Consider the following 20,640-nt stretch of genomic DNA (forward strand, 5'->3'; position numbering starts at 1 on the left):
AGAAGAGTACGACGTGAGCGGCGCGGGTACCTTCGGGCCATGGAACTTCTGCTGGTGGTGATCCTGGCGGCGCTGCTGCTGGGCGCGTTCCTGTGGTGGCGCCGGGAGAGCGCGGCCCGGCAGGAGCGGGACCTGGCCGACGTGCGGGCCGACGCCCAGCGCTGGTACGAGCGCCTGGGCGGCCAGGTGATGAACCTGCACGGCGACGACCCGGCGGTCCGCCAGGCGCTGGTCGACGCCGGTGAGCGCTACAACGCCGCCGGCGGCCAGTTGGAGCAGGCCCGCACCGTCCAGCAGTACCGGCTGGCCCGGGAGACCGCGCTGGAGGGGCTCGCGTACGCGCGGGCGGCCCGGGTGGCGCTCGGCATCGACCCCGGTCCGGAGCTGCCCCCGCTGGCCGCCGCGGCGGACGCCGGGCAGTTGACCAGGGAACGCCAGGTCGACGTGCAGGGGCAGACGTTCAAGGCCGGTCCGCAGCCGGGCCGGGACACGCCCTACTACCACCCCGGTGGGCGGTTCCAGGGCCGGCCGGTGCCGGCCGGCTGGTACTCCACCCCGTGGTGGAAGACGGCGCTGGGCGCCGGCGCCGGGGTGCTCGGCGGCGTGCTGATCGCCGACGCGCTCTTCTCGCCGGCCTTCGCCGACCCCGGCTATGGCCACGACGCGGGCTACCAGGAGGGTTACCCCGACGGCGCCGACTACGGCGATCAGGGCGGCGACGTCGGCGGCGGGGACTTCGGTGGCGACTTCGGCGGCGGGGACTTCGGCGGCGGAGACTTCTGATCCCGCCGACGGCCGTCGGGCCGCCGGCGGACCAGGTTCGCCCGGGCCGCGATGGCGGAGCGGCAGGTTGATGACTCTCCGGTGTCAGGCTCGCCGACAGTCGTACCCGCGGGAGCGGGCGGCCGCTCAGCCCGTGTTGCGCATGCCGGCGGCGATGCCGTTGACCGTGGTGAGTAGCGCCCGCTCCAGGGCGGTGCCGTCGCTCGGCGCGCGCCGGCCACCCGGCGCGGTGGCCACCGCCCGCCCGGCGGCGCCGGAGTCGCGGTACTGGCGGAGCAGCGCCACCTGGAGGTGGTGCAGCGGCTCGAGGTAGGTGTCCCGTACGGCGAGGGTGCGCTGGAGCACCGGCGAGCCGTCCAGCAGCGCCGGGGACCCGGTCACCGCCAGCACCTCCTGCCGGGTCAGCTCGTACTCCTGCTCGATCTTGTGGAAGATCGGGTGCAGCTTCTTCGGCACCAGCGTCTCGACGTACCGGCGGGCGATGCTGAGGTCGGTCTTGGTCAGCATCATCTCCACGTTGGACAGGAACGTGCGGAAGAAGTGCCAGTTGCGGTGCATCTCGGCCAGCACGTCCGCCCGACCCTCGGCGCGGGCCGCGGCCAGCCCGGAGCCGACCCCGAACCAGCCCGGGACGATCTGCCGGGTCTGCGTCCAGCCGAACACCCACGGGATGGCCCGCAGGCCGGCCAGCCCGGCCCCGGTGTTCGGGCGCTTCGCCGGGCGGGAGCCGATGTTCAGCGCGCCGAGCAGCTCGGTGGGCGTCGACGCCCAGAAGTACGCCGGCAGGTCCGGGTCCTCGACCAGCGACCGGTACGACCGGAACGCCGCCCCGGAGACCAGCTCCATCGTCGCGTCCCAGCGTTCCAGCAGCTCGGCGGGCTGCCGCGGCGCGGTGTGCAGCAGCGTCGCCTGCAGCACCGCGGCCAGGGTCAGCTCCAGGTTCTCCCGGGCCAGCGACGGCAGGGTGTACTTGTCGGAGATCACCTCACCCTGCTCGGTGACCTTGATCGCGCCGTCCAGGGTGCCGTACGGCTGGGCCAGGATGGCCTCGTGGGTCGGCCCGCCGCCGCGACCCACCGTGCCGCCCCGGCCGTGGAAGAGCCGCAGGTGCACGCCGTGCCGGGCGGCCACGTCGCGCAGCGCCCGCTGGGCCCGGTGGATGGACCACTGGCTGGTGGTGATGCCCGCCTCCTTGTTGGAGTCGGAGTAGCCGAGCATCACCTCCTGCACGTCTCCGCGGGCGGCCACCAGCGCCCGGTACGCCGGCAGCGAGAGTAGTTCGTCGAGCAGGTCGCCGCCGGCGTTGAGCTCGGCCGGGGTCTCCAGCAGCGGGACGAAACCGATCCGGGCCCGGCCGCTGTGCACGTCGACCAACCCCGCCTCGCGGGCCAGCACCACCGCGGCGAGCACGTCGTCCACGCCGAGGGTCATCGAGATGATGTACGACTCGATGACCTCGTTGCCGAACCGGTCCTGCGCTTCGCGGATGGTGCTGAACACGTCGAACGTCTTGCGCGCCGCCTCGGTGAGCGGGGTGTCCAGGGTGGACAGCGGGCGGCGGCCGGCCAGCTCGTCGGCGAGCAGCTTCGTGCGCTCCAGCCGGGTCAGCGACGGGTAGTCGGAGACCTCACCGACGGCCCCGTAGAGCTGGGCCAGCACCGCGTGGTGTGCCTCGGCGTGCTCGCGGACGTCCATGGTGGCCAGGTGCAGGCCGAACGCGGAGACCGTACGGATGGTGGAGGCGAGCCGGCCCACCGCGGTGAGCTGGCCGGAGTTGCGGGCCAGCGAGGCGCGCAGCAGCTCCAGGTCGGCGACCAGCTCGGCCGAGCCGCGGTAGTCCCGGCCCGGCACGTGCGCGGTGCCCTGCCGCAGCCGCTGCCGGGTGTTGGCCAGCTTGGCCTTCACGCAGCGGGCCTTGAGCCGGTAGGGCTCCTCGGCGTTGACCCGGCGGAACCGGGGCGCCACCTCGGGCAGCGCGTCCAGGTCGGCGGCGAGGCTGGCGGAGAGGTCCAGCGACACCCCGCGCAGCCGGCGGGAGACCGACACCTCGTTGATCAGGTGGTCCATCGCCTTCTCGGTCGCCGCGATGCCGTGCTCGTGCTGGATGGTCAGCACCTCGCGGGTCACCGTCGGGGTGACGAACGGGTTGCCGTCGCGGTCGCCGCCGATCCAGGTGCCGAAGGTCAGTGGCCGGGCGGTCGGCGAGGTCTCCACGCCGAGGGTGCGCAGCGTGTCGGCGAGGTCGTCGAGGACCTGCGGGGCGGCCTCCGCGTACAGGTCGCGCAGGTAGTAGATGGCGTTGCGGGCCTCGTCCGTCGGGTCCGGCCGGTCCAGCCGCAGCTCGTCGGTCTGCCACATCAGGTCGAGCAGCTCGGCCAGCCGGCGGTTGGCCGGCCCTTCGTCGCTGGCCCCGTAGAGGATCGCGTTGGCGGTCTCGGCGTCCAGCTCGTCGGCGATCGCCCGCAGCTTCGACAGGATCGACCGGCGGGCCGCCTCGGTCGGGTGCGCGGTGAAGACCGGCCGGACCGCCAGCCGGCGGGCGACCGCCGCGATCTCCTCGGCCGGCACCCCGCGCTCGGCGATCATCTTGGCCGCCTGGTCCAGCCAGCCGCCCTGGACAGCCCGGCGGCGGCGCAGGTCGCGGGCCCGGTGCACCTGCTCGGTGATGTTGGCCAGGTGGAAGTAGGTGGAGAAGGCCCGGGCCAGCTTGGTGCCGGTGGTGACGTCCAGGCTGCCCAGCCGCCGGGCCGCGGTGGGGGCGTCGGAGCGGACCTGCGCGCGGATCTCCTCGACCAGGTCGAGCAGCGGGCGGCCCTCCTGGCGGGCCAGGGTCTGGCCGAGCAGGGTGCCGAGGCGGCGGATGTCGGCCCGCAGGGCGGCGTCGGGGCCGTCGTGGTCGTGCTGGTCGGTCACGGTGCGCTCCTTACGCGAGTACGAAGGACAGCGCTGTCCGACTCCCTGGATCGTATCCGCGTGGCCCCGGCGGGAAGGAGGGGGCCCGAACCTCAGCCTATGACGGGATTCGCCGGATTCAGGCTTCTTCGCCGGCCGGAAACCGCTCGACCGGCCGGTTAGCGTTCGATCATGGAACCGCTGAGTTATCCCCCCAAGCCGCGGCCCGGCGACCGGGTCGCGGTCGTCTCACCCTCCGCCGGCCTGCCGGGTCTCTTCCCCCACGTGTACGAGCTGGGCCTGCGCCGGCTGCGGGAGGAGTTCGGCCTGGAACCGGTGGAGTACCCGACCACCCGGGTGCTGGGCGCCGACCCGCGCGACCGGGCCCGGGACCTGACCGCCGCCTTCGCCGACCCGTCGGTGACCGCCGTGCTGGCCACCGTGGGCGGCGACGACCTGATCACGGTCACCCCGCACCTGGACGACGCGGTGCTGCGGGCCAACCCGAAGCCCTACTACGGCTACTCGGACAACACCAACGTGCTCAACCACCTGCACCGGCTGGGCATCGTGAGCTACCACGGCGGGTCGGTGCTGGTGCACCTCGGCCGGCCCGGCCAGCCACACCCGCTGACCTTCGACTCGCTGCGCGCCGCCCTGTTCACCGCCGGCTGGTACGAGCTGACCCCGGCGACGGAGTGGGGCGACCAGCCCAACGACTGGCGGGACCCGGCGTCGCTGGCGGACGAGCCGCTGATGTTCCCGGGCACCGGTTGGAGCTGGCAGGGACCCGAGCGGGTGGTCGAGGGGCGCACCTGGGGCGGCAACCTGGAGATCCTGCACTGGCTGCTCGCCGCCGACCGGGTCGCCCCGGCCGCCGAGCTGGCCGGCTCGGTCCTCCTGATCGAGACCTCCGAGGAGCTGCCGCCGGGCACCGAGGTCTACCGGATCCTGCGCAACCTGGGCGAGCGTGGCCTGCTGGCCACCTTCCCGGCCGCCGTGGTCGGCCGGGCCAAGGCCTGGGACTTCGAGCGGCCGCACACCCCCGAGCAGCGGCAGGCGTACGCGGCGGAACAGCGGGCGGCGGTGACCCGGGCGTTCGCCGAGTACGCCCCGGACGCGGTGCTGGTCTTCGACGTCGACCTCGGCCACACCGACCCGCAACTGATCGTGCCGTACGGCGGCGAGATCCGCGTCGACGCCGTCGACCGGCGCATCTCCGTCCGCTACTGACCACCCTCTTCTCGCACGAAGACTCCGGCGCCCGGCGCGCCTTCGACGAGTCCTCGCGCCTTGAGCCAGTCGATGGCCGAACGCACCACCTGACGGGACACGTCGAACTCGGCGCAGAGCTCGGTGCCGGATGGCAGCTTTGCTCCGGGCGGGTACTCACCTGACTCGATGCGCTGGGTCAGGGCGTCGATGAGGCGTTGCTTCTTCGTGTATGCAGGCATGGGCAGACTTCCGTGGCAGGTGAGCCCATGTGATCACGACTGTCGGTGAAGCGTCAATGAAAGGCACCGTCAGGTATTGACCTGACATGACAGGTAGTCCTAGGTTGACCTACGGGTGGCGGTGGCAGGCATACCCGTTCCAGAAGAGCGGCCCGGGGTGGAGGTGGCACTCCGCTCCCCGGGCCTTGACCGGGAAGGACCCAGCTCGTTCGGGCGCAGCCCCGGGCCGCCTGAGGCGCCGCCGCCGCGAGATCCACTCCATGTCCCGGATATGGCGGTATCCACGCGTGGTGGATACCGCCGCATCGCGAATCTCGTGTGGACTTGACCGGTGGGTCTGCCCGCGCTGCGGCGGGGCGGGCCGTTCGGCCGGCGGGTCGGTGGTCAGGCGTCGACGAGGGCGAAGGCGCGGACCGGGAAGGTGCCCATGCCGGCGACCCGCGGCGGGGCGGCGGTGAACCGGAAGCCGTCCGGCGGCAGCTCACCCAGGCCGGTCAGGTGTTCCACGATCGGGATGCCGGCGGCGAGCAGGCTGCTGTGCGCGGGGCGTTCGCCGCCGGCCGCCGGGCCCATGTCGTCGATGTTGATCGAGTCGATGCCGACCAGCGCCGCGCCCGCCTCGGCCAGCGCCCGAGCGGCCTCCCCGGTCAGGTGGGGCGCCTCCGGCGCGCCGTACCGGTCGGTGCCGAAGTGCGCGTCCCAGCCGGTGTGCAGCAGCACCGCGCGGCCGGCGACGTCGTACGGGGCCAGCATCAGCCGGTCGATCGCCCGGGTGCCGGCGGGCACCCGCACCACGATGCCGGGCAGGTCGGCGAGGCGGTCCAGCGGCACCCCGGTCAGGTCGGCCCCGTCGGCCCAGCGGTGCGCGGGAGTGTCCAGGTAGGTGCCGGTGTTGGCGATCATGTCGACCCGGGCCACCCGGAACTCGGTGCCCGGCGCGTAGTTCGCCCGGGACGCCGCGAAGGTCAGCCAGTCACCGATCCGCGGCGCCGGCCAGCCGGGCAGGGTGACCATGCCGTCGCTGATCACGTGGCTCAGCTCCACCAGCCGCCGACCGGCGCCGGTCGGCGCGCCTTCGGTGGCGGCCACGCCGCGGCCGCCCTTGTGCGGCTCCTGGATGATCGTCTTGTTGCTGATCCGTACCTCGGCGACCATCAACAGGCCGAGGTGCCGCACCAGGAGCGCGCCCAGGTCCGTGTCGCTGATCTCCCGGCCGGGGATGTCCAGCCGGAACCCCTCTGTCCGCAGCCCGCCGCCGTTGGCGAAGCTCACCTCCGCGTCGAACTGCGCCCGCCACTCCTCCGTCATGACAGCACCCGATCACCACCCCCGCCACCCCGTCAAGATCCCACCGGGACGCCAGAAACCACGCACGTTCTCCGAATGAGTGCCCTCCGGCGCGTCGGAGGGCACTCATTCACTGAAAGTGTCCGGATCTTCGGGCGGCTCGGGGTTCGGCGCTCAGGGGGCGGGTGGCTCCGGGAGGGCCAGAGCGCGCGGGAAGGGGGTGGGTGTCGGGCGGCGGAGATAGGCTGGCAGTCGTGCACCCCCCCCCGTCCGGCCGGACGAGGGGCATCTGTCGTGTGCCTGCCCACGCGTGCCGACTCCCCACGGAAGTGATCACATGCTCACCGGTCTGTTCTCCGCCGCCCTGGCCGACCCCGGGCTGGCCCGGGCGCGTGACCTGGCGCGCTCCGGTGCCGCCCAGGTCGACGGGCTGGACATCACCGCGCCGGCGGCGCTGCGGCCGTTCGCGGTCGCGGCCGTCGCGGCGGACGCCGACGGGAAAGCCGGCGGAGCCGGTCGGCCGGTGCTGGCCGTGACGGCCACCAGCCGGGAGGCCGACGATCTTGCCGCCGCCCTGGGCAGCCTGCTGCCGGCCGAGCAGGTGGCGGTCCTCCCGTCCTGGGAGACGCTGCCGCACGAGCGCCTCTCGCCCCGGTCGGACACGGTCGGGCGGCGGCTGGCTGTGCTGCGCCGGCTCGCGCACCCCGACTCGGCCGACGCGCACGGCCGTACCGGCCCGCTGCGGGTGGTCGTGGCCCCGGTCCGCTCCCTGCTCCAGCCGCAGCTCAAGGGCCTGGGCGACCTGGTGCCGGTGCAGCTCGCGGCCGGCGACGAGGCCGACCTGGAGGACGTCGCGCGGCGGCTCACCGACATGGCGTACGCCCGGGTCGACCTGGTCACCAAGCGCGGCGAGTTCGCGGTCCGCGGCGGCATCCTGGACGTCTTCCCGCCCACCGACGAGCACCCGTCCCGGGTCGAGTTCTGGGGCGACGAGGTGGAGGAGATCCGCACCTTCGCCGTCGCCGACCAGCGCACCATCGAGCAGGTCGCCCAGCTCTGGGCCCCGCCCTGCCGCGAGCTGCTGCTCACCCCCGACGTACGGGAGCGGGCCGCCGCACTGGCCCAGGAGCACCCCGAGCTGGCCGAGATCCTGGACAAGCTGGCCGAGGGCATCCCGGTCGAGGGGATGGAGTCGCTGGTCCCGGCGCTGCTCGGCGAGGAGAGCCTGGAACTGCTGCTGGACACCATGCCGGCCGGCACCCACGTGATCCTCTGCGACCCGGAGCGGATCCGCACCCGGGCGCACGACCTGGTGCGTACCTCCGAGGAGTTTCTCCAGGCCAGCTGGGCCGCGGCCGCCACCGGTGGGCAGGCCCCGGTCGACCTCGGCGCCGCCGCCTTCCGCACCCTGGCCGACGTACGTGCCGCGGCGGCGGCGCTGCGCCAGCCGTGGTGGACGCTCTCCCCGTTCGGCCTGGTCGACGCGGCCGCCGCGCCCGCCCGGCAGCCGTGGGAGGACGAGCCGACCGAGGTGGCGGTCACCCCGGACGACGCGATCGCGGTGACCCTGGCGGCCCAGCCCGCCCCGCTCTACCACGGCGAGACCGCCCGGGTGGTCGACGACCTGAAGCGCTGGGCCGGCGAGGGCTGGTCGATAGCGCTGGTGTTCGAGGGGCACGGCCCCGCCCAGCGGGCGGTCGAGGTGCTCCGCGACGCCGGCCTCGGTGCCCGCCTGGTCGAGGAGGTGCCGACCGCGCCGGCCCCCGGCGAGCTGCTGGTCACCTGCGGCAGCCTGGCCAGCGGGTTCGTCGACGAGGCGTCCCGGTTCGTGCTGCTCACCGGCAACGACGTCACCGGCGGCCGGGGCACCTCGACGCGCGACATGCGCAAGATGCCCAGCCGCCGCCGCAACACCATCGACCCGCTGGAGCTCAAGGCCGGCGACCACGTGGTGCACGAGCAGCACGGCATCGGCCGCTACCTCGAACTGGTGCAGCGCACGGTCAACGGCGCCTCGCGCGAGTACCTGGTCATCGAGTACGCGCCGAGCAAGCGCGGCCAGCCCGGTGACCGGCTCTTCGTCCCGACCGACCAGCTCGACCAGCTCTCCCGGTACGTCGGCGGCGAGCAGCCCACCCTGCACAAGATGGGCGGCTCGGACTGGCAGAAGTCCAAGGCCCGGGCCCGCAAGGCGGTCCGGGAGATCGCCGCCCAGCTGATCCAGCTGTACGCCGCCCGCAAGGCGTCCAAGGGACACAACTTCGGCCCGGACACCCCGTGGCAGCGGGAGCTGGAGGACGCCTTCCCGTGGCAGGAGACGCCGGACCAGCTCGCCGCGATCGAGGAGGTCAAGCGGGACATGGAGCAGTCGGTCCCGATGGACCGGCTGATCTGCGGCGACGTCGGCTACGGCAAGACCGAGATCGCCGTCCGGGCGGCGTTCAAGGCGGTGCAGGACGGCAAGCAGGTGGCGGTGCTGGTGCCCACCACCCTGCTGGTGCAGCAGCACTACAACACCTTCGCCGAGCGGATGAGCCAGTTCCCGGTGACCATCCGGCAGCTGTCCCGGTTCCAGACGCCCAAGGAGGCCGAGCAGACCCTGGCGATGGCCGCCGACGGCACCGCCGACATCGTCATCGGCACCCACCGGCTGCTCCAGGCGGCCACCCGGTTCAAGTCTCTCGGGCTGGTGATCGTCGACGAGGAGCAGCGCTTCGGCGTCGAGCACAAGGAGCACCTGAAGACCATGCGGGCCTCGGTCGACGTGCTGAGCATGTCGGCGACGCCGATCCCGCGCACCCTGGAGATGGCGATCACCGGCATCCGGGAGATGTCCACCATCGCCACCCCGCCGGAGGAGCGGCACCCGGTGCTCACCGCCGTCGGGGCGTACGACGACCGGCAGGTGGCCGCGGCCATCCACCGTGAGCTGCTCCGCGACGGGCAGGTCTTCTACCTGCACAACCGGGTCGAGTCGATCGACCGGGCGGCCCGGCGGATCCGCGAGCTGGTGCCCGAGGCGCGGGTCGCGGTGGCACACGGCCAGATGGGCGAGGACGCGCTCGAGAAGGTCATGGTCGGCTTCTGGGAGAAGGAGTTCGACGTGCTGGTCTGCACCACGATCGTGGAGTCCGGCATCGACATCCCGAACGCCAACACCCTGATCGTGGAGCGGGCCGACCTGCTCGGCCTGGCCCAGCTGCACCAGATCCGCGGCCGGGTGGGCCGGGGGCGCGAGCGGGCGTACGCCTACTTCCTCTACCCGCCGGAGAAGCCGTTGACCGAGCACGCGCACGAGCGGCTGGCCACCATCGCGCAGCACACCGAGCTGGGCGCCGGCATGTACGTGGCGATGAAGGACCTGGAGATCCGGGGCGCCGGCAACCTGCTCGGCGGCGAGCAGTCCGGGCACATCGAAGGCGTCGGCTTCGACCTGTACGTGCGGATGGTCGGCGAGGCGGTGCAGGCGTTCAAGGGCGAGCGCCCGGAGTCCGACGGTGCGGTGGACGACGTCCGGATTGATCTTCCGGTGGACGCGCACCTGCCGCACGACTACGTCGGCGTGGAGCGGCTGCGCCTGGAGATGTACCGCAAGCTCGCGGAAGCGCGCGACGAGGAGCGGCTGCGCGAGGTGGTCGCCGAGATGACCGACCGGTACGGCGAGCCGCCCGCTCCGGTGCAGAACCTGGTCGCGGTGGCCCGGTTCCGGCTGCTCGCCCGGCGGTACGGGCTCACCGACGTCAGCATGCAGGGCAAGCACATCCGGTTCGGCCCGCTGCCGCTGCCGGACTCGAAGCAGCTGCGGCTCAAGCGCTACCACCCGGACGCGGTCTACAAGTCCGCGCTCGACCAGGTCAGCGTGCCCCGGCCGAGCACCCGGCGGGTGGGCGGCGAGCCGCTGCGCGACCAGGCGCTGCTGGAGTGGTGCGCGCAGCTCCTCTCCGACGTCCTCGGCGTCCCGGCCCCGGCCGTCCCGGCCGGCGCGACCGCCTGACCCGGCCGGCTTCCGGTCGGCCGGGGAAGGGCCGTGTCACGACGGCGTCTCCCCGGCCGCCGGGCGGGTCGGCCGGGGAGGTGGGGGGCGTCACAGCGACGTCGGTTGGCGTGAGAGAGTGGCCCCCATGCGTGCTCGCCGTCTTGTCGCCGTCGCCAGCGTGGCGGTCGGCCTCGTCGCCCTCTCCGGTTGCCGTACCGAGCCCGGCGTCGCCGCGTACGTCGGTGACCACCGGATCACCGAGGACGCGGTCACCGCCGTGCTGGACGACGCGCGGGTGAAGAACCCGGCGCCGACCCCGTCCACCACGGCCAGCCCGGGTGAGGAGCAGCCGGAGCTGCCCGGGCCGCAGCTGCCCCGGCGCGGTCAGGTGGCGAGCGTGCTGGTGCTGACCGAGGTGTGCGAGCGGGTCTCGACCGAGCGGAACTACCAGCCGCGCGGGCAGGCGGCGCCGCAGCAGATCGCCCAGCAGATCGGCCTCTCGCCGGAGACCGAATACGTGCGGCAGCTGGCCACTCTCTACACCTGCCTGTCCGGCGTGCCGGCCGCGGCGCCGGTCGCGCCGACCGAGCAGGAGATGGCGGATCTGATCGCGGCCGGCCGCAAGGCGGGCGCGATCCCGGCCGACGTGACCGACGACGCCGCCGCCGGCCAGCTCGACGGTGACCAGCTGCGCAGCGCGCTGGCCACCCGGAAGACGCTGGCCGAGGCGGTCGAGTCCTACGACGTCACGGTCAACCCGCGCTACCGCCCGCTGGAGTTCCCGGTGCTCAGCTTCTCCGGCGACGCCGCCGCGGTGAGCGTGCCGCTGGGGGAGCCCGGCTCCGACACGGTGACCGACCTCTGAGCATGTCCCGGATCGTCCTGCTGGTCACCTCGCCCCGGCTGCCGGCCGGTCTGCTGACCGCGGCGGCCTGGGACGTCGTACGCTCCGCGCCGGTGCTGGCCGGCGCGGAGAGCGCTGTGACGGCGGCCGTGCGGGCGGCGGGCGCCGAGGTCACGGTGGTCGGCTCCGGGGCGACCCAGGCGCTGCTCGACGCGGTGGCGACGCACGGCACCGTGGTCTGGCTGGCCGGGCCGACCGGCGACGAGCCGCTGGCCCGGGAGCTGGGGCTGCGGCTGGCCCGGGAGCCCGGGCTGGCCGAGCTGGAGCTGATGTACGGCTCGTGGGACCCGCCCGGCGCCCGGCTGCTGGACGCGGTCGAGGTGATGGACCGGCTGGCGTCCCCGGGCGGCGACCCGTGGAAGCGGGCGCAGACGCACCGCAGCCTGGCCGGGTTCCTGCTGGAGGAGTGCTACGAGGCGTACGACGCGATCAGCGCCGACGACACCGAGGCGATGCGCGAGGAGCTGGGCGACGTCCTGCTCCAGGTGCTGCTGCACGCCCGGCTGGCCGAGGAACTGCCCGAGGGCGAGCGGTGGAACGTCGACGACGTGGCGGGCGCGCTGGTCGACAAGATGATCCGGCGCAACCCGCACGTCTTCGCCGGCGCCGAGGCGGGCACCCTTGAAGAGATCACCGAGAACTGGGAGCGGATCAAGCGGGCCGAGAAGCCGCGCGGCTCGGTGCTGGACGGGGTGGCGCCCAGCCAGCCCGCGCTGGCGCTGGCCGCGAAGATCCTGGAGCGTGCCGCCCGGGTCGGCCTGGCCGTGCCGCCCCCGCTCGCCGAGTCCCAGGTGGACCCCGCGGCCAGACTCGGCGCCAGCCTGCTCGCCACCGTCGCCGCCGCCCGCGAGGCAGGAATCGACCCCGAAGCCGCCCTCCGCCGCACCACCCTCGCCTACGCCGACGCCATCCGCGCCGCCGAACCCCGCACCCTCGACCAGTCCGGTTGATCATGAGGTTGTTGTCGTGACACGCCGGGCGCCGGATGACAACAACTTCATGATCAACGCGCCGGACGAGTGCGGCGCGCCGGACGCTCGGGTTGGTTAGGGTCGGTGGGTGGAATCGTTCGGGGTGGTGGCGGAGCGGATCGTCGAGGCGTTGCTGGAGAGCCGGCCGGGGCTGGCCTCGTCGGCGGGAGACCACCGGTACGACGACCGGCTGCCGGACCTCTCCGCCGACGCTCTCGCCGCCGACCGGGCGATGCTCCGGGAGGCGGCCGACGCGCTCTCCGAGTCGGACCCGGACGCGCTGGACGTCGAGGAGCGGGTCGACCACGCGCTGTTGACCGGCCTGGTCGACCGGGCGCTGTTCGAGGCGACCGAGATCCGTACCCACGAATGGGACCCGCTGCGGCACAACCCCGGCCCGCTGCTGCACGCGCTGGCCGCCCGCCCGTACGCTCCGGCCGAGGTCCGGCTGGAAAGCCTGGCCGGCCGGCTCGCCGCCGTACCGGACGCGCTGGCGACCGCCCGCGCGACGCTGCGGGACATGCCGCGGATCCACGCCGAGACGGCGGTCGGGCAGTTCACCGGCACGGCGGCACTGATCCGCGACGAGGTGCCGGCGCTGCTCACCCAGGCGCCCGCGCTGCACGACCGGGTCGAGCCGGTGGCGACCGTGGCCATCGCGGCGCTGGAGGAGTTCGTCGCCTGGCTGCGCACCGGCCTGGCCACCGACGCCGGCCCCGGGCGGGACCCGCGGCTGGGTCGGCGCCGCTGGGAGGCGCGGCTCTGGCACACCCTGGACACCGAGTTGGGCGCCGCCGAGATTCAACGCCGCGCCTGGGTCAACCTGGACCGGGTCACCGAGGAGATCCGCGCGGCGGCGGTCGAGCTGGTCGGCGGCCCCGCCGACGACGAGACGGTACGCCGGGCGCTGGACCTGCTCGCCGCGGAGCACCCGGACGACGACTCCATCGTGGACCTGGCCGGCGTGACGCTGGACGAGGCGAGCGACTTCGTCCGCGCGCACGACCTGGTCACCCTGGTCGACGACCCGTGCGTGATCCAGGTGATGCCGGAGTTCGCCCGGGGCGTGGCGGTCGCCTACTGCGACTCGCCCGGCCCGCTGGAGACGGCGAACGTGCCGACCTTCTACTGCATCGCGCCGACCCCGGCGGACTGGCCGGCGCACCGGATCGAGTCGTTCTACCGCGAGTACAACGACCACATGATCCGCAACCTGACCGTGCACGAGGCGATGCCCGGGCACTTCCTCCAGCTCGCCCACGCCCGCCGCCACGTCGGCGGCACCCGGGTGCGGGCGGTGGCGCGCTCCGGCCCGTTCATCGAGGGCTGGGCGGTCTACGCCGAGGAGCTGATGGCCGGGCTCGGCTTCGGCGGCCTGCCGGTGCGGTTGCAGCAGCTCAAGATGCAGCTGCGGATGACCATCAACGCGCTGCTCGACCAGCTGGTGCACTGCGAGGAGCTGCCCGAGGCCGAGGCGATGGCGCTGATGACCGGACGCGGCTTCCAGGAGGAGGGCGAGGCGGCCGGCAAGTGGCGGCGGGCGCTGCTCACCTCGACCCAGCTGTCGACCTACTTCGTCGGCTACAGCGAGGTGGCCGAGATCGCCGCCGCCCGTCCGGACGGGGTGCCGGTGCGCGACTGGCACGACGCGATGCTCGCCCACGACTGCCCGCCCCCGCGCCACCTGCGCACCCTGCTCGGCGTCTGACCCGCCGCCCGACCCCGGGCGCCGCCCGTCGCCGGCCAGCCCCGCCCGGCTCCGGGCAGCGGCCGTTCCCCGGTCAGCCCCGGGCCGCGGTCACCGCGGCGTCGATCAGCCAGCGCGAGATCGAGTACGCCGGCGGCAGCTCCGCCGGCAGCGCGTCCAGCGGGAACCAGCGCGCCTGCACCAGCTCCCGCCCGTCGACCACCGGCTCGGCGGCCGGGTCGGCGGCGGTGGCGGTGAAGCCGGCGAGCAGCACCCCGGGGCCGGACATCGCCCACGGCTGGCTGCCGAAGTAGGTCAGTCGGTCCAGGGCCAGCCCGACCTCCTCGCCGACCTCCCGGTGCGCCGCCCCCTCCAGCGTCTCGCCGGCCTCGACGAAGCCGGCGACCAGCGCCCACAGCTCGGTCGGCCCGTACGAGTGGCGGACCAGGAGCAGCTCGTCGGGGCGGCCGGCCGGACCGGGACGGGTGATCGCCACCAGCACCGCCGGGGAGAGCTGCATCGGCACGTACAGGTCGCAGTCGGGGCAGCGCCGGGCCGACTCGCCCGGCACGTCGGCCAGTTCGGTTCGGCAGGCGCCGCACCAGCGGTGGGCGTGCCGCCACGTGACCACCTGCAGGGCCCGCCCGGCCAGCGCGGCCAGCGGCTCCGGCACTTCGGCGGCGAGCGCCCGCCAGCTCAGCCAGCGGCCCGGGTGTTCGGTGCCGTCCGCGCCGCCCGGACGATCGCCGGCGTGGTCGGCCGGCCGGGCGGCCCCCCAGGCGGGGACGCCGTCGAGCGTGCCGAGCGGCACCCAGTCGGTGCCGGCGGGCAGGTCGGCGATCCGGAGGAAATGACCGTCCGCGCCGACCAGCAGCTTCCGGCCGGCCACCAGCAGCGCGGGGTCCTTCGGCGCCGGTGGCCCGGCGTGCCCTGCGCCGGGCACGAAGCGGGCACCGGCCCCGGTCGCCGCGGTCACGAGTCGGCCGTGCGGCGGTCGACCACGCCGGCGCCGGGCGGCAGGTCGAACGCCCCCTGGTCGACGGTCTCCCGGTAGCGGCTCAGCGCCAGCTCCACCGGCTTGCCGTCGACCTGTCCGGTGAAGCTGCCCAGCGCGCCCTCGGTGGTCACGCAGGCGGTGAAGTTGCCGGTGGCCTGTCGTACGTCCACGCAGGTGGCGTGCCGCCCGGCCAGCGTGGTGTCGCTCTGCGTGATCACCGCGTCCGGGTCGAGCGCGGCCTCGGTCAACATGCCCACCACGACCGGCGGGGTGACCAGGCCGCGCCGCTTGGCCGCGGTGAAGACGGTCACCGACGGCTTGCTGTTCGGCGCCGGCGGCGCCTCCAGGGTGCAGGTCGTCCGGGCGCCGGTGGTCTCGCAGCGGGTGGTCGCCTCGTCGGTGACGGTCAGCTTGCCGCCCGGGTAGGTGTACGCGGAGCGGGCCGGCTGCTGCGCCTGGGCGATGCTGGCGGTCTGCCCGCCCGGCAGCTGGTATTCGGCGGAGTAGGTCAGCTCCAGCGCCCGGTCCAGCCGGGCGGCGAGATCGTTGACCAGGTCGGACCGCCCGATCGCCCGGCCGGCGTCGTCGATGGCCTGACAGCCGGTGACGGTGAGCGACGCGATGACCGACACGGCGAGCGTACGAAGGGTGGTCGAGGCGGCGGGCATGGCGCCCAGCCTGCTCGATCCGGTCCACGGTACGCAAACCCGTTGCCGGTTGAGATACGAGAATCCGGGAATGTCCGGGTAACCCGCCGTCGGGGGCAGGTTTCGGGTCAAGCTGCGTCCGAGAGGGCAGGCCCGGGTGTGCCCGGACGGCCCTGCCCCGACCGCCGCCCGATACGCTGCGTTCAACACCTGCCCCAGCCGCACCGTCGCGGCCCATACCGGACCGGAACCACACAAACGAGGAGCGACTCAGTGGCAACCATCGAGGGAATCGTCGCCCGGGAGATTCTCGACTCGCGGGGCAACCCGACCGTCGAGGTCGAGGTCGGCCTGGACGACGGCACGGTGGCCCGCGCCGCGGTGCCCTCCGGCGCCTCCACCGGCGCCTTCGAGGCGATCGAGCTGCGCGACGGTGACGCCGACCGCTACCAGGGCAAGGGCGTGGAGAAGGCGGTCTCCAACGTCGAGGACAAGATCGTCGACGAGCTGATCGGCTACGAGGCCAGCGAGCAGCGGCTCATCGACCAGAAGATGCTCGACATCGACGGCACCGACACCAAGTCCGAGCTGGGTGCCAACGCCATCCTCGGGGTCTCCCTGGCGGTGGCGAAGGCCGCCGCGGGCAGCGCCGAGTTGAGCCTCTTCCGCTACCTGGGCGGCCCGAACGCGCACCTGCTGCCGGTGCCGATGATGAACATCCTCAACGGTGGCGCGCACGCCGACTCCAACGTCGACATCCAGGAGTTCATGATCGCCCCGATCGGCGCGCCCAGCTTCCGCGAGGCGCTGCGTTCCGGTGCGGAGGTCTACCACGCGCTGAAGTCGGTGCTGAAGAAGAAGGATCTCTCCACCGGGCTGGGCGACGAGGGCGGCTTCGCGCCGAACCTGCCCACCAACTCCGCCGCGCTGGACCTGATCGCCGAGGCGGTGGAGAAGGCCGGCTACCGGCTCGGCACCGACATCGTCTTCGCGCTCGACGTGGCCGCCACCGAGTTCTTCGACAACGGCACCTACACCTTCGAGGGCGCCACCAAGACCGCCGAGGAGATGAGCAACTACTACACCAAGCTCATCGGTGACTACCCGATCGTGTCGATCGAGGACCCGCTGTCGGAGGACGACTGGAGCGGCTGGCAGACGCTGACCGCCTCGATCGGCGACCGGATCCAGATCGTCGGCGACGACCTGTTCGTCACCAACCCGCAGCGGATCGCCCGCGGCATCGCCGAGAAGGCCGCCAACGCCGTGCTGGTCAAGGTGAACCAGATCGGTTCGCTGACCGAGACCCTCGACGCGGTGGACCTGGCGCACCGGGCCGGGTTCAAGTGCATGATGAGCCACCGCTCCGGCGAGACCGAGGACACCACCATCGCCGACCTGGCGGTGGCCACCGGCTGTGGCCAGATCAAGACCGGCGCGCCGGCCCGTTCGGACCGGGTGGCGAAGTACAACCAGCTTCTGCGGATCGAGGAGGAACTGGCCGACGCGGCGCGGTACGCCGGGGCGGGCGCGTTCCCGCGCTACCGTTCGGCCTGAGTCGCGCGAAGCCTCGGGGGAGGGGTGTGACGATGCAGCAGCGCCGCACACCGGGCGGTCAGCGGCCCGCCCGCCGGCCCGGTCAGCCCGGCCGGCCGGGCGGGAGCCGGGCCGGCCGGGGATCGGCCCGCGACGGCGGGGTTCGCGCCGACCCGCGCGCCGCCGCCGGCCGCGCGCCCGGCGCCGCCCGCGGTGCCGAGGGCGTACGCTCCGCGAACCGGCCCGCCGCCGCCCGGCGTGCGGCGGCCGGAGGCGCTGTCAAGCGGCTCACCGCACCCCATCCCCGACGCTTCACCGGGCGGGCCACCGTGCTCTTCGCGGTGCTGATCGCGCTCGCCCTGGCCTACACCTACCCGGTGCGGGTCTACCTGGACCAGCAGGCCGACATCGAGCGGATGGAGGCGTCCCAGGCGGAGCAGGAGAGGCTGATCGCGGACCTGTCCGCCGAGGCGGCCAAGTGGCAGGACAAGGCGTTCATCGAGACCAAGGCCCGGGAGCGGTTCTTCATGACCCGGCCGGGCGAGAAGATCGTCATCCTGCTCAACGACCCGGAGGGCGCCGCCCGGGACGCCGGCCGCGGTGCTCCGGCCCGGCCGACCACCCCGGACCCCTGGTACGACACCCTCTGGTCGAGTGTGCAGGCCGCCAACGCCGAGCAGCCCGACAGGTGAGCACCGGCCGGGCACCGAACGAGAGACGGACACCGTGACTGTCGTACCACCGCAGGAGCCGGCGGCGGACTCCGTACCCCTGCCGCAGCGGGAACCGGCCACCGAGGCCGACCTGGCCGCGGTGGCCGCGCAGCTCGGCCGCCCGCCCCGGGGCACCCGGGCGGTGGCCCACCGCTGCCCGTGCGGCCTGCCCGACGTGGTGGAGACGACGCCGCGACTGGCCGACGGCACGCCCTTCCCGACGCTGTACTACCTGACCTGCCCGCGGGCGACCGCGGCGTGCAGCCGGCTGGAGTCCGCCGGGCTGATGAAGGAGATGGCCGACCGGCTGGCCACCGATCCGGAGCTGGCCGCCCGCTACCGGGCCGCGCACCAGGACTACCTGACCCGCCGCGAGGCGATCGGGCACGTGCCGGAGATCGCCGGCATCTCCGCCGGTGGCATGCCGGGGCGGGTGAAGTGCCTGCACGTGCACCTCGGTCACGCGCTGGCCGCCGGGCCGGGGGTGAACCCGTTCGGCGACGAGACGCTGGAGCTGGTGGAGCCCTGGTGGACCGCGGGGCCGTGCGTGGACGTGCCGGCGGCCGAATGACCGGGGTCGCCGAACCGGGCCGGGTCGCCGCGGACGAGATCGTCGTCCGCCGGGCCCGCACCGGCGACGTCCGCGGCATCCGCCGGCTGGTGGACACCTACACCGACGACCGGCGGCTGCTCAGCAAGGCCACCGTCACGCTCTACGAGGACGTGCAGGAGTTCCGGGTCGCGGTCCGGGCCGCCGACGACACGGTGGTCGGCTGCGGCGCGCTGCACGTGATGTGGGAGGACCTGGCCGAGATCCGGACGGTGGCGGTGGACCCGTCGTGCCGGGGTCGCAAGATCGGCCACCGGATCGTCGGTGAGCTGATCGACGCCGCCCGGGACATCGGCGTCTCCCGGATCTTCGTGCTCACCTTCGAGACCCGGTTCTTCGGCTCGTTCGGCTTCACCGAGATCGACGGCGCGCCGGTGCCGCAGCCGGTCTACGAGCAACTGCTGCGTTCGTACGACGAGGGCGTCGCCGAGTTCCTCGACCTGGAGCGGGTCAAGCCGAACACTCTCGGCAACACCCGCATGCTGCTGCGCCTTTGACCCGGGCGGCGGTTCCCGGCTGGCTCCGCCGGCGGACTGCCGTAGGGTGGCTGCCGTGACGACGCGCGTGGCCGCCATCGACTGTGGGACCAACTCGATCCGCCTGCTGGTGGCCGACCTGCCCGACACCGACGCCGGACCGGAGGCGCCGCTGGTCGACCTGAGCCGGCGGATGGAGATCGTCCGGCTCGGCCAGGGCGTCGACAGGACCGGCCGGCTGGCCCCGGAGGCGATCGAGCGCACCCGGGTGGCGCTGGCCTCGTACGCCGCCGACATCGACAAACTCGGCGCCGAGCGGATCCGGATGTGCGCCACCTCGGCATCCCGGGACGCCTCCAACGCCGCCGACTTCCGGGAGATGGTCGAGCGGACCCTCGGGGTCGCGCCCGAGGTGGTGACCGGCGACGAGGAGGCGCGGCTCTCCTTCACCGGCGCGGTGCGCGGGGTGCCCGCCGACGCGCGCGAGCCCTTCCTGGTCATCGACATCGGCGGCGGCTCGACCGAGTTCGTGGTCGGCACCCGCACCGGCGGGGTCGAGGCGGCCGTCTCGATGGACATCGGCTGCGTCCGGATGACCGAGCGGCACCTGCACGGCGATCCGCCGAGCCTGGACGAGATCGCCGCCGCGCAGGCCGACATCGCGGTCGCCGTCGACCGGGCGCTGGAGGTCGTGCCAGGCCGGAAGGCGGCCACCCTGGTCGGGCTCGCCGGGTCGGTCACCACGGTCGTCGCCATCGCGCAAGGGCTCCAGGAGTACGACCCGGGCCGTATTCACCACGCCCGGGTGTCGTACGAGGCGGTGGCGGACGTGACGGCTGACCTGCTCGGCAAGACCCGCGAGCAGCGGCTGGCGATACCGGTGATGCACCCGGGCCGGGCCGACGTGATCGGCGCCGGCGCCCTGGTGCTCCGGGTGATCATGGAGCGCGCCGGGATGCCCTCGGTGGTCGCCTCCGAGCACGACATCCTCGACGGCATCGCCTGGAGTCTCCAGCCGTGAGGCCGTAGCGGTCAGGCGCGTTCGGTGGCGAGCCGGGCGCCGAAGCCGAGCAGGGCGAACCCGGTCAGCCCGTCCAGCCAGCGGCGCACCCGCCGCCGGGAGAGCATCTGTCGCGCCCGGTGCAGCGCGCCGACCAGCACCAGCAGGTACAGCAGCGAGAGCACCGCGTGGCTGAGCGCGAACGCCATCAGCACCGCCAGTGGCGCCGAGCCGCCGACGAACTGCGGCAGCACGGCCAGGTAGAAGGCGAGCACCTTCGGGTTGGTGATGTTGGACAGGAAGCCCTGCCGGAAGCCGGTCGCCGCCTGGCCGGGCGGGGCCGCGTCGCCGGTCAGCGGCGGGTAGCGGCCGGCCCACGCCGATCGCCACGCCTGCACGCCCAGGTACGCCAGGTAGGCCACGCCGGCCCAGCGGATCGCCTCGAACAGCGGCTGGGAGCGGACGACGAGCGCGCCGAGGCCGGCCGCCGCAGCGATGCCCTGCACCGCGTTGGAACCGGTGACGCCGACGGCGCTCCACACGCCGCGCCGCCGCCCGGAGGCCAGGGTGTTGCGGGTGACCACGGCGAAGTCCGGGCCGGGGATCAGGATCAGCACCAGGGCGAAGACCAGGAACGATCCGTAGCTGCTCCAGGACATGTTCCGACCCTAGGCGGGCGGACGACGGGAGGCCACCGGCGTGGCGAG

At 73.8% G+C, this 20,640-nt stretch carries 17 protein-coding genes; 11 read left to right on the forward strand and 6 right to left on the reverse strand.

Annotated features, from left to right (window positions below; genetic code table 11):
- Positions 1 to 39: 39 nt before the first annotated feature.
- On the forward strand, positions 40 to 783 hold the full coding sequence (locus FHX32_RS14005; protein WP_167181676.1) for a hypothetical protein: 744 nt from the start codon (positions 40 to 42) through the stop codon (positions 781 to 783).
- 126 nt (positions 784 to 909) lie between these two features.
- Here FHX32_RS14005 and ppc read toward each other — a convergent pair whose 3' ends face one another.
- Positions 910 to 3,696: a phosphoenolpyruvate carboxylase gene (gene ppc / locus FHX32_RS14010; protein WP_167181678.1), complete on the reverse strand. Its 2,787-nt coding sequence runs from the start codon at positions 3,694 to 3,696 to the stop codon at positions 910 to 912.
- Positions 3,697 to 3,867: 171 nt separating this feature from the next.
- On the opposite strand from ppc, the gene FHX32_RS14015 reads away from it, so the two are divergent.
- Positions 3,868 to 4,908, forward strand: a complete 1,041-nt coding sequence (locus tag FHX32_RS14015; RefSeq protein WP_167181680.1) for a S66 family peptidase — start codon at positions 3,868 to 3,870, stop codon at positions 4,906 to 4,908.
- Here FHX32_RS14015 and FHX32_RS14020 read toward each other — a convergent pair.
- Together FHX32_RS14020 and FHX32_RS14025 are read right to left on the reverse strand one after the other, a co-directional pair.
- Entirely contained in the window at positions 4,902 to 5,129 is a 228-nt protein-coding gene (locus FHX32_RS14020; protein ID WP_167181682.1) for a winged helix-turn-helix domain-containing protein, read from the reverse strand. The two genes, FHX32_RS14015 and FHX32_RS14020, sit on opposite strands and share 7 nt — an antisense overlap.
- 384 nt (positions 5,130 to 5,513) lie before the next feature.
- Entirely contained in the window at positions 5,514 to 6,437 is a 924-nt protein-coding gene (locus FHX32_RS14025; RefSeq protein ID WP_167181685.1) for a cyclase family protein, read from the reverse strand.
- A 316-nt stretch (positions 6,438 to 6,753) separates the two neighbouring features.
- On the opposite strand from FHX32_RS14025, the gene mfd reads away from it, so the two are divergent.
- From mfd to FHX32_RS14045, 4 genes are all read left to right on the forward strand, one after another.
- Entirely contained in the window at positions 6,754 to 10,410 is a 3,657-nt protein-coding gene (gene mfd / locus FHX32_RS14030) for a transcription-repair coupling factor (protein WP_167181687.1), read from the forward strand.
- Positions 10,411 to 10,537: 127 nt separating this feature from the next.
- Complete coding sequence (locus tag FHX32_RS14035; RefSeq protein WP_167181689.1) at positions 10,538 to 11,257, forward strand: hypothetical protein; 720 nt, start codon at positions 10,538 to 10,540, stop codon at positions 11,255 to 11,257.
- A 2-nt stretch (positions 11,258 to 11,259) separates the two neighbouring features.
- The gene (locus tag FHX32_RS14040; RefSeq protein WP_167181691.1) at positions 11,260 to 12,246 is read left to right on the forward strand and encodes a nucleoside triphosphate pyrophosphohydrolase; all 987 of its coding nucleotides are present in this window, start codon (positions 11,260 to 11,262) and stop codon (positions 12,244 to 12,246) included.
- A 109-nt stretch (positions 12,247 to 12,355) separates the two neighbouring features.
- Positions 12,356 to 13,975, forward strand: coding sequence for a DUF885 domain-containing protein (locus FHX32_RS14045; RefSeq protein WP_167181693.1), 1,620 nt, complete (start codon positions 12,356 to 12,358; stop codon positions 13,973 to 13,975).
- Positions 13,976 to 14,048: 73 nt separating this feature from the next.
- Here FHX32_RS14045 and FHX32_RS14050 read toward each other — a convergent pair whose 3' ends face one another.
- Positions 14,049 to 14,930: an NUDIX domain-containing protein gene (locus tag FHX32_RS14050; RefSeq protein WP_167181695.1), complete on the reverse strand. Its 882-nt coding sequence runs from the start codon at positions 14,928 to 14,930 to the stop codon at positions 14,049 to 14,051.
- Positions 14,927 to 15,619, reverse strand: coding sequence for a hypothetical protein (locus FHX32_RS14055; RefSeq protein WP_167181697.1), 693 nt, complete (start codon positions 15,617 to 15,619; stop codon positions 14,927 to 14,929). The genes FHX32_RS14050 and FHX32_RS14055 overlap by 4 nt, the downstream gene beginning before the upstream one ends.
- Before the next feature lie 252 nt (positions 15,620 to 15,871).
- Between FHX32_RS14055 and eno the strand changes: the two genes are divergently transcribed.
- From eno to FHX32_RS14080, 5 genes are all read left to right on the forward strand, one after another.
- A complete protein-coding gene (gene eno / locus FHX32_RS14060) occupies positions 15,872 to 17,155 on the forward strand; it encodes a phosphopyruvate hydratase (RefSeq protein ID WP_167181699.1) in 1,284 nt (427 codons plus the stop codon).
- Positions 17,156 to 17,187: 32 nt separating this feature from the next.
- On the forward strand, positions 17,188 to 17,826 hold the full coding sequence (locus FHX32_RS14065) for a septum formation initiator family protein (RefSeq protein WP_167181701.1): 639 nt from the start codon (positions 17,188 to 17,190) through the stop codon (positions 17,824 to 17,826).
- A 34-nt stretch (positions 17,827 to 17,860) separates the two neighbouring features.
- Positions 17,861 to 18,418 carry a DUF501 domain-containing protein gene (locus tag FHX32_RS14070; RefSeq protein ID WP_109900259.1) on the forward strand — a complete coding sequence of 186 codons (558 nt, stop codon included), beginning with the start codon at positions 17,861 to 17,863 and terminating at the stop codon, positions 18,416 to 18,418.
- Complete coding sequence (locus tag FHX32_RS14075) at positions 18,415 to 18,954, forward strand: amino-acid N-acetyltransferase (protein ID WP_167181703.1); 540 nt, start codon at positions 18,415 to 18,417, stop codon at positions 18,952 to 18,954. Before FHX32_RS14070 ends, FHX32_RS14075 begins: the two co-directional genes overlap by 4 nt.
- Positions 18,955 to 19,021: 67 nt before the next feature.
- Positions 19,022 to 19,954, forward strand: coding sequence for a Ppx/GppA phosphatase family protein (locus FHX32_RS14080; RefSeq protein ID WP_167182738.1), 933 nt, complete (start codon positions 19,022 to 19,024; stop codon positions 19,952 to 19,954).
- 11 nt (positions 19,955 to 19,965) lie between these two features.
- Here the strand turns inward: FHX32_RS14080 and FHX32_RS14085 are convergent, their stop codons facing one another.
- Positions 19,966 to 20,592 (reverse strand): LysE family translocator, encoded by a 627-nt coding sequence (locus FHX32_RS14085; protein ID WP_167181705.1) that lies wholly within the window; start codon positions 20,590 to 20,592, stop codon positions 19,966 to 19,968.
- Between the last annotated feature and the right edge of the window lie 48 nt (positions 20,593 to 20,640).

The organism is Micromonospora sp. CNZ280, from assembly GCF_011759515.1.